This window comes from Paenibacillus sp. 7523-1 (assembly GCF_002276415.1).
Taxonomy (GTDB): Bacteria; Bacillota; Bacilli; order Paenibacillales; family Paenibacillaceae; genus Paenibacillus; species Paenibacillus illinoisensis_A.
On sequence record NZ_NPBR01000005.1, the window covers coordinates 564,442 to 578,586 of the forward strand.

Annotated in this window: 11 protein-coding genes; 1 reads left to right on the forward strand and 10 read right to left on the reverse strand. The window is 46.3% G+C overall.

The genetic code is table 11. From position 1 onward, the window contains the following. Nucleotides 1–157: 157 nt before the first annotated feature. Nucleotides 158–1,147: a LacI family DNA-binding transcriptional regulator gene (locus CHH60_RS05930; RefSeq protein ID WP_095358357.1), complete on the reverse strand. Its 990-nt coding sequence runs from the start codon at nucleotides 1,145–1,147 to the stop codon at nucleotides 158–160. A 540-nt stretch (nucleotides 1,148–1,687) separates the two neighbouring features. Here CHH60_RS05930 and CHH60_RS05935 point away from each other — a divergent pair. Further along, complete coding sequence (locus CHH60_RS05935) at nucleotides 1,688–2,767, forward strand: bifunctional 3-deoxy-7-phosphoheptulonate synthase/chorismate mutase (protein ID WP_095358358.1); 1,080 nt, start codon at nucleotides 1,688–1,690, stop codon at nucleotides 2,765–2,767. Nucleotides 2,768–2,889: 122 nt separating this feature from the next. Here CHH60_RS05935 and CHH60_RS05940 read toward each other — a convergent pair whose 3' ends face one another. The 9 genes from CHH60_RS05940 to CHH60_RS05980 form a co-directional block, all read right to left on the reverse strand. After that, nucleotides 2,890–4,563, reverse strand: a complete 1,674-nt coding sequence (locus CHH60_RS05940; RefSeq protein ID WP_095358359.1) for a ribonuclease J — start codon at nucleotides 4,561–4,563, stop codon at nucleotides 2,890–2,892. A gap of 204 nt (nucleotides 4,564–4,767) precedes the next feature. Then, entirely contained in the window at nucleotides 4,768–6,039 is a 1,272-nt protein-coding gene (gene rhaA / locus CHH60_RS05945; RefSeq protein WP_095358360.1) for an L-rhamnose isomerase, read from the reverse strand. Nucleotides 6,040–6,056: 17 nt separating this feature from the next. Continuing rightward, nucleotides 6,057–8,126, reverse strand: a complete 2,070-nt coding sequence (locus CHH60_RS05950) for a bifunctional aldolase/short-chain dehydrogenase (protein ID WP_095358361.1) — start codon at nucleotides 8,124–8,126, stop codon at nucleotides 6,057–6,059. 254 nt (nucleotides 8,127–8,380) lie between these two features. Further along, nucleotides 8,381–9,361: a glycoside hydrolase family 5 protein gene (locus tag CHH60_RS05955; RefSeq protein WP_095358362.1), complete on the reverse strand. Its 981-nt coding sequence runs from the start codon at nucleotides 9,359–9,361 to the stop codon at nucleotides 8,381–8,383. 272 nt (nucleotides 9,362–9,633) lie between these two features. Beyond that, complete coding sequence (gene treR, locus CHH60_RS05960) at nucleotides 9,634–10,344, reverse strand: trehalose operon repressor (protein WP_095358363.1); 711 nt, start codon at nucleotides 10,342–10,344, stop codon at nucleotides 9,634–9,636. Nucleotides 10,345–10,456: 112 nt separating this feature from the next. Further along, the gene (locus CHH60_RS05965; RefSeq protein ID WP_095358364.1) at nucleotides 10,457–11,110 is read right to left on the reverse strand and encodes a prolyl oligopeptidase family serine peptidase; all 654 of its coding nucleotides are present in this window, start codon (nucleotides 11,108–11,110) and stop codon (nucleotides 10,457–10,459) included. Between the two features lie 16 nt (nucleotides 11,111–11,126). Further along, entirely contained in the window at nucleotides 11,127–12,143 is a 1,017-nt protein-coding gene (locus CHH60_RS05970; RefSeq protein ID WP_095358365.1) for an SDR family oxidoreductase, read from the reverse strand. 97 nt (nucleotides 12,144–12,240) lie between these two features. After that, nucleotides 12,241–12,666 (reverse strand): cupredoxin domain-containing protein, encoded by a 426-nt coding sequence (locus CHH60_RS05975; protein WP_095358366.1) that lies wholly within the window; start codon nucleotides 12,664–12,666, stop codon nucleotides 12,241–12,243. 229 nt (nucleotides 12,667–12,895) lie between these two features. Further along, the gene (locus CHH60_RS05980; protein ID WP_095358367.1) at nucleotides 12,896–13,846 is read right to left on the reverse strand and encodes an EamA family transporter; all 951 of its coding nucleotides are present in this window, start codon (nucleotides 13,844–13,846) and stop codon (nucleotides 12,896–12,898) included. Between the last annotated feature and the right edge of the window lie 299 nt (nucleotides 13,847–14,145).

Below are 14,145 nucleotides of genomic sequence, written 5' to 3' on the forward strand. Positions count from 1 at the left end.
TATCTCCTAACCTTGCCTAAAATCATTACATTGAAGAGGAACCGGTTCCAACGCAAATAAAAAAATAATTCCACGGCATACAGCCAAAACCACTATTCCAATTCGAGTATCTCAAACGAATGGAACCGGTTCGATGGAATTATCATAAAGGATACGTTTATACGTTGTCAACGCTTTCTCGGGGAATCAATTCCACATCAAGTATAGTTTGCTTCCCTACCGGCTCACCTGTAACCTGACGAATCATATGGCTCGCAGCCAGTTTACCGGCCTGCAAATAATGAAATTTCACTGTTGTCAGCGCCGGATGAATCATTTCCGTGATATCGTATCCGCCAAATCCAGCTACTGACAATTCATGAGGTATTCGAATCTTGTTAGAGAAAGCAGTCTTCATAACACCAAGTGCGATGTTATCCGTGGCACCTACAATGATGCTCGGTTTATTGTCCCGAAGAATGGCTTCTGCTGTAACGATCGCTTCGGACATTTTGAAGCTTGTCTCATAGTAGGTAACATTACACAGATCCCCGCCATTTTCGGCGATGGCACGCTGAAATCCCTGTCTGCGATGTATGCCGACGGCCTGGTCCCTCTCCGTTACTCCAATATAAACAATCTGGCGATGCCCCTTCTCCACCACATATTTGCCCATATCGTATCCGGCCTGGTCATCGTTGTGAACCAGACTATGCAGACGTTCATGCTGTTGTCCCACCAATAACACCGGAATGCCAATCTCTTCGACTGCCTTCAGATGTGCTTCAGTCACTTCTGCGGCAAGCAGAATAATGCCGGATACCTTCTGCCTTGCAAAATCATAAATGGCGTCGATCTCGCGGTGCATATCCTGGCTTGTATTGGCAATCAACATCTGGTACTGATTGGTTCTTAATTCCTCATCTATGCCGATAAGCGTCTGTGAAGTTGCAAATGAGTCCAGCCGCGGGACGACTGTTCCGATAATACTGGTTTTCTTCGCTTTGAGGCTCTGTGCAAAGGTGTTCGGTACGTAATTATATTGTTTGATAATGCGCTCAATCTTCTGACGTGTATCTTCACTGACCGAACCGCCATTCAGAAAACGGGAAACGGTGCTTTTGGCCACGCCGGCCAGTTGAGCGATATCAGAAATGGTTTTGTTCATAGTTACTCCTCTTGTGTACAGCTTAAAAATGAAAATGGATAAAGCACCCTTCTTATTATACTTGGTTGACGTCAATGTGGCGAATAGCATTGTGCTGCAGTACAGCGTTATTGATGTGCGGCATCACTTCAATTCATTGCATGTATATGGTGTACATGCTAGTATAACTTCAATTCATATCGTGCACGATGGAATACTAACATATCAATAAACAGTTTACAGGCTATGACGGAAAGAGTAAGCGGAATCTGGCGTTGATTACAGGGACGTGGTGCCAAAGACTGAGAGCACCCGAGGCAACCATCCGCCGAAGTTCACTCCCGAGCCGATTGCTGAAAAGCGGCTTCTTCAAGAGTCAGCTTCTAGGACAATCCGTTCCTTGCGTTAAAAGGTCAAAGTGAGATTCGGCATGCCTGCAATCAGGCTGAACCGTTTCTAATTAGGGTGGTACCACGGCTTCTTCGTCCCTTGCGGATGAAGGGCTTTTTTGTTTTTCAATAAAATGAATTCATATCCAACGTAATGGAGGAGTGGTTGTAAATGGACGAGAACAAATCCTTGGAACAATTACGAAGCCGATTGAATGAGATTAACCATGATCTGCTTCACTTACTATCAGAGCGGGCGCAAATCACACAGGAAATTGGACAGATCAAGGAAAAACAGGGCGTTCCCAAGTTTGACCCCGTTCGTGAGAAAGAAATGCTCGAAGAATTGACGGCAGCCAATCCTGGGCCTTTCCATGATGATGCCATCAAGCTGCTGTTCAAGCAGATCTTTCAGGCTTCGCTGCATTTGCAGGTCGACGATCACAAGAAACAGCTTCTCGTTAGCCGTAAAAACCAGCAGGAGGATACGATCGTTTCCATTGGTGACATTCAGGTTGGGGCGGGCAAACCAATAATGATTGCCGGACCTTGTTCCGTCGAGAGTTACGAGCAAGTCCGGGAGGTTGCCAAAGCTTTGAAAGAAGCCGGGATCTCGGTTATGCGCGGCGGAGCGTTTAAACCACGTACCTCTCCATATGATTTTCAGGGCCTAGGGATTGAAGGACTGAAAATTCTCAAGGAAGTGGCTGACGAGTTCGGTCTCAAAACGATCAGTGAGATTGTGCATCCAGGCCATATCGAGCTGGCAGCGGATTACATCGATGTGATCCAGATCGGTGCCCGAAACATGCAAAACTTCGAGTTGCTCAAAGCAGCAGGCGACGCTCGTATTCCGATTTTGCTAAAACGAGGGTTGGCAGCAACCATTGATGAATTCGTGCATGCTGCGGAGTATGTCGTGTCCCGTGGGAATAAACAAGTCATGCTGATCGAACGAGGGATTCGCACTTATGAAAAAGCCACACGCAATACCCTTGATATCTCTGCCGTTCCTATTCTAAAACAGGAAACCCATCTTCCCGTTTTGGTGGATGTAACCCACTCTACCGGACGCAAAGATATTCTGGCTCCATGCGCCAAAGCTGCTCTGGCGGCTGGTGCCGACGGCGTTATGGTGGAAGTGCATCCCAATCCAGCGGTCGCGCTATCCGATAGTGCGCAGCAGTTGAACATCGAACAATTCCATCAGTTCTTCTCCTCTGTGAGACAATCCGGTTTATTGAAGGATTAATAGTCGCAGAAGATAGTGAACAGAATTTTTTAATCAAACAATAAACAAAAAGCCTGAAGGAGTTGCCTATTCATTAAATATGAATGAGCATTCCTCAGGCTTTTTCTTATTCTAACCATTTTTCATACCTCTATGATAATAGGCAGGATCATCGGTCTTCGTTTCGTCTGGGCATAAATGTAATGTCCGATCTCGTCCTTAAGCTTTCTTTTGATGACATTCCACTGGTTCACTCCGGCTCCGGTCAATTCTTCCATTCTGGACAGTACCAGGGCATGAATCTCCTGCATAAATTCCTCCGAGTCTTTCACAAACACGAATCCTCTGGAAATGATCTCTGGAGATGTGACCATTTGCTTCTCCGTTTTGCTAAGTGTCGTCACAATGACTAGCATACCGTCTGACGATAACTGTCTGCGATCCCGAAGCACAATATTACCTACATCCCCCATAATCAAGCCGTCAACCAGACTGTTGCCTGAAGCGATTTTGGGACCCGGTGATGCCTCGCCGTCCTTGTACTGAATCATGTCACCATTATTTACGATAAATACGTGATCCGGGTCTATGCCAACCGCTTCAGCCAGCAATCGGTGCTGGTACAGCATGCGGAATTCGCCGTGGATAGGAACCAGATAATCCGGCTTCATGAGTGTAAGCATCAGCTTTAGCTCTTCCTGACTGCCATGCCCCGATACATGCATTCCCCCCGACCCGCTCGAACCATATAGTACTCTTGCTCCCAGTACATACAGGTTATCAATAACGTGGGCTAAATTGCGTTCGTTGCCCGGAATTGCTCCTGCTGCAATAATGACGGTGTCACCTGCTGCCACTCTCACATGAGGGTGCTTACCTGTTGCGAGCCGAGACAGTGCAGCCATAGGTTCACCTTGGCTTCCCGTACAGAGAATGACCACTTGTTCGGGAGGAAACTGATCCACATCGATCGCTTCAATCAGCAGACCATCAGGAACATCAAGGTATCCCAGTTCACTGGCAACCGACACGACGTTAACCATGCTTCTGCCCAGCAAGGCCAGTTTGCGCCCAGTCTCAAAGGTGGCATTCACAATTTGCTGGACCCGGCTGACATTAGAAGCGAAGGTGGAGATAAATATTTTTTGCCTGGCTCGAATAAATGCATCCAGAATACGATCACCTACAACTCGCTCCGAGGGTGTAAATCCAGGCCGTTCAGCATTCGTACTCTCGGACAGCAATAGATGAACGCCCTGTTTACCAATCTCAGCCATTCGATACAGGTCAGGATAAGGCCCATTCACGGGTGACATGTCGAACTTGAAATCGCCGGTATGTACCACATTTCCACCAGGTGTACGGAAGAAGACACCCAGGCAGTCCGGGATGCTGTGGCTCGTTGCAAAAAAGGAAACGTCGATATCCCCCAGCTTTACAGTGGAGTGAGCATCGATTGTATGAAGATCTGCCGTTCGCAGCATGTTATGCTCTTTCAGCTTCAGTTCAATCAACCCTCGGGTAAGCCTGGATGCATATACAGGGATATTCATTTGTTTCAGAAAATAGGGTATGCCCCCAATGTGATCTTCGTGTCCATGAGTAACCACAAGTGCTCTCACTTGGTCCAGATTCTCCAGCAAGTAGGAGACGTCCGGAATAATCAGATCGATGCCCGGCAAGGTCTCATCCGGAAATTTGGAACCACAATCGATGACGATAATATCCTTGTTGTACTGAATAATGTACATGTTCTTACCAATTTCGTTTACGCCGCCAAGTGCAGCGACATACAACTTATTGTGGGCTAGATTCAATTTGAAGCATCCTCCTTTTCGCTTTGCTGCAGTAGCTGGGCTATTCTATAAGTCTGTTTATGTATTTGTAGTATGTTATTTCTCGGTTTACTTATGCATCGTGAATGATTGCAACGCCAAAAAGCCCGCAATCGAACGCAGGCTCCAATGCGGACTTTTATCAGTTTAGGATGAAGTAATACAAAATTGCTTTACAAGATTAAGTTAAACGAGCGATTTACCACGCTGCAGCAAAACATCTTCTTCATAGGTTTTGATCTCGGAGATCCATTTCTCGCGAACAGGCACTCCCTGCTGGGCACAATAATAATCCCAGATGGCACCAAATGGATAGGATTTGAATTCTTCAGTCAGTGCAAGCCGAACCGTATAATCACCTTGCAGTTCAGCGGCTTTTAGTGCATCCACCGGTTCCAGCATGGCACGCAGCAGAGCTTTGATCGTGTTACGCGTTCCAACAACCCAAGCCGCTACCCGATTGATACTGGCATCAAAGAAATCAAGACCCACATGCGTCGTTGGCAACAGGTCGTGACGAACAAGTTCGCGTGCAATTTCCAACAGTTCATCGTCCATAATGACGACATGGTCACTATCCCAACGCATTGGACGGCTCACATGCAGCAGAATGCCACTTGTAAAGAGTGCAAGGGAGGACAGCTTGTTGGAGATGACCTCTGTGGGATGGAAATGGCCTGCATCCAAGCAGATCAAGGTATCATTTTGCAATCCATATCCCATATAAAACTCGTGTGACCCAACCACGTAAGCTTCCGAACCAAGGCCGAACAGTTTACTCTCAACCGCGTCCAGATTATGCTTCGGATCAAGCTTCTCTGCAAATACTTGATCCAACGAATCCTTAAGGCGTTTGCGTGGTGTCATGCGATCAACCGGATTATCCTTGAAGCCATCAGGAACCCAAACGTTGGTTACGCACGTCTGGCCTAATTGCTCGCCGAAATAAGCGCCGATGCGCCGAGACGCCTTGCAGTGATCAATCCAGAACTTGCGGATCTCCGGATCAGGATGACTCAGTGTAAACCCGTCGCTCGATTTCTCGTGAGAAAAACACGTCGGGTTGAAATCAAGCCCCAGTCCCTGCTCCTTCGCCCATTGCACCCATTTCTCATAATGCTTGGGTTCAATCTGATCCAGCTCCACTTTTTCGTCCGTATCGGTATAGATCGCATGCAGATTGACCTTATGCTTGCCTGGTATCAGCGAAAAGGCCTGTTCCAGATCCGCCCGAAGTTCAGCAGGAGTGGTTGCTGCACCCGGATATTGACCTGTAACGGAAATGCCTCCCGTCAACTCTCCATCCTGGTTCAAAAAGCCTTTCACATCATCACCTTGCCAGCAATGCACAGATACCTTGATCTCTGCAAGCTTCTCCAATACTTCATCCGTATCAATTCCATGCTGGGCATATAACAATTTGGCTGCTTCATACGCTTGCTTGACTTGGTTATCCATTCGCAGAAACCCTCCTCTTAACGTGTAAATGCTGCCGGTACACCGCCATCAATGGTCATCATGCATCCGGTTGTTTTCTCGGATTTGGAAGAAGCAAAGAAGGCAATTCCTTCCGCAATATCTTTCGGATAAATATTTACGAGCAATGTCGTACGCTTACGGTAGTACTCCTCCAGTTGATCGGGCTCAATACCATACGCTGCCGCACGTTCGTTTCTCCAGGAACCATTCCAGATCGCAGACCCTTGCAGAATCGCGTCAGGAAGTATCGTGTTGACACGAATGCCATATTCGCCGCCTTCAGCTGCAATACAACGTGCAAGGTGAGCTTCAAGGGCTTTCGCCGAGCTGTATGCCGATGCACTTTTACCAGCATAGACCGAGTTTTTCGACCCGATGAAGACCATACTGCCGCCTATTCCCTGCTGTTTCATCAGCTTGAACGCTTCACGGGCAACGAGGAAGTATCCGGTACCCAGCACATTCATGTTGAGGTTCCATTCCTTCAGGGATGTTTCGTCAAATGGACTCGATGTGGCAAGACCCGCATTGTTAACGATAATGTCCACTCCACCATATTGTACAGCTACTTCAGCGTATGCCGATTGCACAGCTGCCTCATCCGTTACATCCATTTTTAGCGCATATGCGCGATTAGCACCATATTGGTCATTGATTTCCTGGGCTACTTTTTGAGCCCCTTCCAGGTTCAGGTCAGCCAGAACGACGTGAGCCCCCTCGGATACCAGCCTGCGTGCAGTCTCACTGCCGATCCCACCGGCGCCACCTGTAATAAACGCTACTTTCCGGGAGAATTCCGTCTCGGCCGGTGCAAGGGACAATTTATACAATTCAAGCGGCCAGTATTCTACATTGTAAGACTCATTTGCACTAAGGGATACGAATTTACCCAGGCTCGTCGCGCCCCGCATTACGGCAATCGCACGGTGATACAGTGCTCCGCTTACTTGGGATAGCGCCCAGCTCTTGCCTGTGTTGATCATGCCCACACCCGGGATGAGAATAACGCGAGGGGCTGCTTCAAACATGACATCGCCGTCGTTTTTGTTGCTTTCAAAATACTGTTTGTACTGCTCTTTGTATTGAGCTACGCCTTCGGTCAGCTTGGCTTTCAGACCATCGATATCCTCGGCATCCGGCGTCCAGTCGATGAACAACGGAACGACTTTGGTATGTACCAGATGATCCGGGCATGCCGCCCCCACCTGTGACAGCTCTGGTGAATTGGCTCCACCGACAAAAGCAAGTACATCGTCCTGATCGTCATAGGACAGAATCATTTTTTTGCTATCCGATACTGCACCGCGGAGCGTTGGCATGATTTTGGCTACAATCTCACGCCGCACTTCAGCAGCAAGCGCCGGATGTTTAACGCCACCAAACAAACTTCCTTCATCCACACGAGCTTCAATGAACGCTTCCGCCTCATTGATAATCTTGATGGTCTGTGCGTAACATTCCTCGGACGTCTCTCCCCAAGTGACGAGTCCGTGCTTCTCCATTAGAACCAGTTCCGCATTCGGATTCGCGAATACGCTTTCAGCAATCATCTTGGATAATGTAAAACCTGGGCGAACATATGGGACCCATACAAACCGATCTCCATAAATCTCTCTCGCCAACTCTTTCCCGTTATCTGCACAGCACAGACTGATAATTGCATCCGGATGTGTGTGGTCCACATGGTTATATGGAAGAAATGCATGCAGCAAGGTCTCGATCGAAGCACGAGGGTGCTTGGAATCGATCATGCAATGACCCAAATATTCAACCATCTCTTCATCCGTCATTGATTCACGTTCAATCAGGGGACGAATGTCTTCCAGAGCCAGGCCTGTAAAATGCTTCGCTTGCATTGAGCCCAGGTCGGAGCCACTTCCTTTCACGTACATGACTTCTACATCACGTCCACGAAAATCCTTCACTGTTGTTTTGGTAGACGTATTTCCACCATAAATGTTGCATACACTGCGGTCTGCGCCAATCAGATTGGATCGGTAAACCAGCTGCTCAAGTCCCGTTGTTTGCTCAGAAGCCTGTGAAGAATTCCATAAACTCTGTACCATTCATTTCCCTCCGATAATGTTTGTTTTATTCCTAATCAGAGTTTAACATCTTTGTTTTGTTTTGAAAACAAAAGATTTTAAATATAAACGGAAATATTCAAAAGATCGATCTCCCTGCTAATTCGTTTAATTAAAAGACACCCTGACGCTGCCGTCAGAGTGTCAAGAATGCAGTGAAAACCAGTAGAGTTTTAACATGCCGTTTAAAATTCAATCATGCTTACCGAACAATATCGATTGAAATAGGTATAGCTTTAAAAGATTCCCGCTTTTTGGGACGTGTTTTTAATTCCGTAAGTATCATTGACAACCGTATTACCATAGCTCGTCAAACTGCCGTTAGGTCCTGTTGCCAAATCAAGATAGTTTAATCCAGAGCTATTACCGTACCAAGACCATGCAAGCCATCCTACCCCTTTTTCCTGACCATATTTCATGATTGCATATTCATCGACATCTCCATTGGTGTGATATCCTCCGAACTCACCAATGATTAAGGCCAGCCCCTTATTCAGCACATTTTCCATATTGGATTTGACGGTGGCCGCATCCTTGCCTGCATACTCATACATGTGAATGGAAAACACCGTATTTTTCTGTGAATCCGCGGCGAATACACTTTGTCCGTAATCGACGATCGATTGAGGGTACTGACCCCAGCCTGCTGCATCTACAATCAAGGTATTTTTAATACCCGCATCTCTTAATTTCGGAATAGCTTTTTTGTACCCGTCAGCCCACGCGCTTCCGTTCCATGTTCCGTACCACTCATTTGCAATGTTTACAATAACCCGATCTTCCTTCCCGATCAGCGCTTCCTTGATGCTTATCCAGTAGTTGACCGCTGCATCCAACGAATTGTAGTCATCTTTCCCAGTGGCATCGTGTACTTCCAGCACAGCAATCATCTTGTTTGCATTTACGACATTAATGATGTTTTTTACGGAATTCAGATCATCCTTGGTGTATTGTGTACCGTTTGATAAAACAATTCGTACCGTATTGGCACCCGTTTTTGCGATCGCAGGGATAGCCGTGTTCAAATCATTTTTAAACCAGGAGTGCCCATGATTGATACCCCTCATGTAAAATGGTTTACCCGTAGAATCGTACAATTTGCCTCCATTCACGTAAAAACCTGTAGCTGCTGCGGCTTTGGGCGCCGCGCTCCCCAAAATGACAAACATCAGTGCTGCAATGACTGTTAAGATTGTACCCTTTTGCAACTTGGCCATGGCATATAACCTCCTGAGTTTTTTATATTTCAATTAACCCTACATAAGGCAACAGGTTAACTAAAATCAAATTTATCAGCTGATTAATAAAGTTATAAAAACAAATAATTTTAAATTTTTTTGTTTATAATTTACTTTATCGTTTAAGTTATGAGATTATAATAAAATGAAAACGCTTACCAGTCAACTCATTCTTAACTCTTTATGAAAAAAAAGAAATACCCGTCCAAAGATGAAGAAGTGGACAGGCATTTCTTTTTAATCCAATACAATTATTTACGTCTTGCAAAATCAACAAACCTGAACTTGTCCGGACGGTGCCGGGATTCCGTGAACTGAAAAGGACTCGCATCCTCCAGGTAGACCTGACTGCGTACAACGACCACATTGTGGAAACCTTCCAGATCCATCAGTCTTCGATCTTCTTCGGTAGGCTCTTCCACCAAGATCTCTTTCTTGGCAAAAGAAATGGACAATCCGAGCTGATCCTCAATGTACTCGTATATGGAATCATTACATATCTCTTTGGTTAATCCCGGAACAAGCCGTTGACTGACATAGTCTTTGTCCAGAATGACACGTTCTCCATCCACATTTCTTACACGCACGATTTTCCACACTTGTTCGCCCATCCCAAAATGAATGGTTTTAAACAAAGCCTGATCTACCTTCAGTTCCTCTAGTTCCTCAACATGCGTTCTTGCCCGCTGTCCCATTTTCTTGGCCAGTTCCTTGAAGCTGACCAGTCCCGAAATGGGAAAATCAATCTTGCGGATATCCAATACAATGGATCCCTTACCCTGAATTTTCTGAATGTAACCTTCTTCATACAGCATTTTCAGCGCTTTGCGTATCGTCTCTCTGGACGTCTGATAGCTTTCGGACAAATCAAGCTCCGATGGCAGAAGCGAACCAGCCTCGATCTCTCCAGTCCGAATATGAGCTGCGATATCTTCGTAGATTCGGATAAACTTGTTATTCATCATTCATCACCATAGTTCATTACCCTTTTTATCATATTAGCAACCTATTATAGCATTATTGGCAGGGTTAATGCACTTGGTGGCTCTACCAGCAAGGATGATACATAAAAGTTTACAAGGAGTGACTCAGAAACCACTTGTACAGGTCCGGATTGCTGTATGTCTCATCCCAAGCATTATGGTTCCCTTCCGGATAGACAGTCAGCTTCACGTTTGCCTCTATCGCTTCAAGGGCATCCACAATTCCTTGTGATTCCGAGAGAGGAACGACATCGTCCTTGGCACCGTGAAATGCCCAGATCGGCACATCACGCAAGGCTTCTGCTTTGGAAGGATCGATTCCCCCGCACACGGGGGCTACGGCAGCAAATACATGGGGATAGTCGATGGGTAGATGCCATGCCCCGTAACCGCCCATGCTTAATCCGGTAAGATATACTCTCTTCGGATCTGCAGGATAGTTCTCCAGCACATGTTCAACAATGGCATGCAGAGCTTCCTTTTCCATTGCCCAGAATTCATCCTCCGGACATTGAGGTGATATGACGATAAACGGAAAGCTCTTGTCCTGATCTACAATGTTCGGAAGTCCGTTCGCTTTCACCTTATTCAAATCACTGCCACGTTCGCCTGATCCGTGAAGAAACAGAATAACAGGCCACTTCTTATCCGCTGGTTGGTCTTCCGTATCTGGAATGTGCAGCAAGTAGTCCAATGTCAACGTTTTGGTTATTTCCTTGACGATTCGATGCCCCGTCTGGGTCATGACTGTCCCCTCACTTCTATTCTCTAATCTTCTTCAACGCTTCGTCCAGAGCTCCAACCACCTTGTCACACCAAACATCAAATTCAGGATCTTCGGTTTGCAGCTCTGGATGATCAAGCATATACTGTATCGTTTTCCGTATTCCCTGATCCGCTCTCGTTGTTGCTACAAATTCAGGTACAAGCCTCTTGAGTTTGCTATTGTCGAATACAACCGTATTGGCCTTATCTCCAAGCAAACCGCCGCGAAGGTCCTGATCACTGCATGCAGCCAGGAATTCCGATGGGACATGAACCGCATTCAGCTTGACACCAAGTACTCCAGCGATAATTTCATAGATTTGGTTCCACGTCACGGACTCGTCCGAGGTAATATGTACAGACTCACCAATGGCATGGATATTACCCATAAGACCGATAAAACCTTTGGCAAAATCACTATTATGCGTAATCGTCCATAGTGATGTGCCGTCACCGTGAATGATTACGGGTTTGCCTTCACGAATTCGCTTGAGAACCTGCCAGCTTCCTTTGGCACCATGCACGCCCAGAGGCACAGACAGGTCACCATACGTATGGCTTGGACGTACAATCGTCACCGGAAAGCCATGCTCCCGGTACTGCTTCATCAGATAATCTTCGCAGGCGATCTTATTGCGTGAATACTCCCAGTAGGGATTGGATAATGGTGTACCTTCCGTAATGCGATAGTCGGCAAGTGGTGTCTGATAGGCTGATGCCGAGCTTATGAATATGAACTGTTTGGTTTTGTCTTTGAATAAACGATAATCTCTTTCGAGCTGTGACGGGACAAAAGCTATAAAGTCTGCAACGACATCAAATTCAAGATCCGCAATGAGTTCTGCCACCCGTTCTTCATCGTTGATGTCGGCCTGCAGCACATTGACTTCCGCGGGCAGATCATCATTACGATTGCCCCGATTGATCAAGTAAAGCTCACAACCCTGACTCGCGAGCTGATGCGTAATTGCTGTACTGATTGTACCCGTTCCTCCAATAAATAGCGCTTTCATATTAGGCCACCTCCAGATGGAATGTCTCACAAGTACATGATAGCACGCATGCAAAAGAGGAGCAAAGCCAGCTTGGCACCGACTCTGCTCCTCTCGTTTAAACGACCTTAATTGTTCCGTATATCATATACATGCCGCAGTGAATTTCATATTCTCCAGGCTGCAAATTTTCATCAACCGTGTAGTAGTTGTCTCCTTTTTGCATGTACAAATCCATTCCCAGATCCTGTGAACCAACCGATTTCACATGGGTGACTGACCGGGTAAGAATAAAATTAATTTTAGTGGGAACTCCGGCTTTAACTTCAATCACCCCAGGCTCAAATCCGTCATTACTCACATTCACATCAATAACTTCATATCCTTCCAATTCTTCAGACGTCTTCGCTTGCGCCGTTACCGAACTTCCTGCCCCTGGAGACATGTCCTTGCCCATGAAATAAACCAAAAATGATCCGAGTAATACAATAACAGCAAGGCCCAGCGTGAGCCACGGCCACATTTTCTTAATCGAGCTATTCATATCAGCATGCCTCTTTTCCTGAAATAAATGTACAGCCTATATCATACCTTAACCCGCTGCAGAAGAAAATGGCTCCTATGGGCCATGTCTGATCATACTTAGCAAGTGAGGGCTGTATATCCAACTGAAAACTTCGTTTCATTAGAAAAAGCCTGATTACTCAGGCTTCTCTACTGTTTTATATTTATATCCATGATAACTCTAGCGCATCCCCGGCTTACTGGGTTAGTTAAGAGGAATACTGCGGAGCACTTCGACTCCGTTTCAGCCTTAGCTTATATAACTCTGGCAGTGCAACGCCGATCAGAACGATAATGACGCCAAACCACTGCAGTCCACTAACATGCTCATGAAGCACGATGGAAGATAACAACACCGCAACCGGAAGCTCTACTGCACCCAGAATGCCTGCCATATCGCCCCCAATATGAGGAACCCCAATGGCGAACAACACTGGCGGAATGAAAGCACCGAAGAAACCGAGCAGTAATCCGAACACAAGCAGCTGGCTCCAGATCAGTCCGTTAAACAGGAATGTCGGCGGGAACAGAATGCAGAGCAGAATCAATCCGCCAGTAACCATCCACGCGCTGCGAAAAGCAGGATGAGCTGACGGGACAGCTTTGCCGCTAAACAGCACAAACAGTGAATAACTCACAGCAGCCATCAGTCCGAGTGCAATTCCCAGACCGTTAAACTCGCTCAGTCCCTGCTCCAGGAATCCTGCAGCAAGGAGAGTACCTCCGAACAGAATAATGAGTGTTAGGAAGGTTACTTTGTCTGGACGTTGCCGTTTACTTATCGCCTGAATCAACACGCTAATCCAAGTAAACTGAAACAAGAGAATAATGGCGAGGGATGCGGGAATGTAACGTAATGACTGATAATATACCAAACCTGTAATTACTGTTGGCGTACCTGCAGCCATTAACAGTAGACGCTGCTTCCACGTAAGTCGCGTAAACACACGGGTCGCTGCTGCTGTTTTGCTAGTTTGTGATCTGCGTTTTGTTTTAAATTTCGTGTATAATGCCAGCAACCAGGACAGGATGAACCCCGTGACCAGCTGTGAACCGACAACCTCTCCGAGTTGATATCCTTCACCGTATGCCAGCACAACTATAGTTGATAAGATGCCATAGCTCATCGCTCCAGCGAGAACGGACAAATAGTATTTCATTATGAATAAACCTCCTGATGATCGATAATACGTCCGCATGTCTAATCCATGCCAAAGTCACAACCTGCCATCCAAACGCAAAAAATCCTAACTTCGTGCAAGGAATAAATGAAATTCCTGGCATCGTAGTTAGGAAGTATAGGCTTCCCGTAGAGACCCTCGCCCTGTGTACACTTTTGGCCTGCGAGGTTATACGAAATGAAGTATGCTTTTGTGATGTTACGTATGTGACGACTTTTCATATATTACATGGCAGGTGAGATGGTGTCAACCCCATCATTCAATCGAAAATGAAATTG